The following is a 934-nucleotide window of genomic DNA, read 5'->3' on the forward strand; positions in this document are numbered from 1 at the left end:
CTTCGCCAATACTTTTTCCGTTGTACGACATAGTAAAACCGAACCAAACAAAATGAAAGTCAGAGAAGAAAAGTTAAGAACAATTATAGAATGGTCGGAGAAAAACGAAGATGTAAGAGTTCTTCTTCTGACAAGTTCACTTGTAAATCCTTTAGCACTTGTTGACGAATTTAGTGATTTAGACATTGAATTTGTTTTTGAGGATAATACAAATTACATTTCAGACAAAAGCTGGACGCTTAAATTCGGAAATCCAATTGCTATGATTGAAGAAGACGAAAGTTGTTTTAACCATAAACACGCAATGAAAATGCTACTTTATGAAGACGGTGTGAAAGTAGATTTTAAACTTTACAGCAAATCAAAATTTATAAAGGAAACGCAAGAGAAAGAATTACCAGAAGATTGGGATATTGGTTATAAAATTTTAATTGATAAAGATGGTATTACAAAGCAAATGCTGAAACCAACTTATCAAATTTCCATTATCAAAAAACCGTCTGAAAAAGAGTTTCAAAATCTAATAAACGATTTTTGGTGGGACACAACTTACGTGGCAAAGTGTCTTGTGAGAGATGAAATATTCTATGCGAAATTTATGTCGGAAACCGTTATTCGCACAGAATATTTAATTCCTTTAATTGAATGGCACATTGCAAGTGAACACAATTGGAACATAACGACCAATAAATATGGACGACTTTTCAAAAAGTATCTTAACCAGGAAATGTGGGCTAAAACAGAACAAACATTTTCAGGGAGCGATATAAAGGAAAATTGGACTGCTCTATTTTCAATGACTGATTTAGTTTCAGAAATAGGAACTGAATTGTCAAAAAAATTAGAGTACAAATACCCGGATAAATTAGAAAATGACATACGAAAATATTTAGCTGGACTAAAACCCAAAACATAACTACGTCGTACAACATCG

General features: G+C 32.3%; 1 protein-coding gene. It reads left to right on the plus strand.

Annotated features, from left to right (window positions below; translation table 11 throughout):
- Nucleotides 1-52: 52 nt before the first annotated feature.
- A complete protein-coding gene (locus HXZ74_RS17140; RefSeq protein WP_003013318.1) occupies nucleotides 53-916 on the plus strand; it encodes an aminoglycoside 6-adenylyltransferase AadS in 864 nt (287 codons plus the stop codon).
- Nucleotides 917-934: the final 18 nt, after the last annotated feature.

Source organism: Empedobacter sp. R750, assembly GCF_030324345.1.
GTDB classification, from domain to species: Bacteria; Bacteroidota; Bacteroidia; order Flavobacteriales; family Weeksellaceae; genus Empedobacter; species Empedobacter falsenii_C.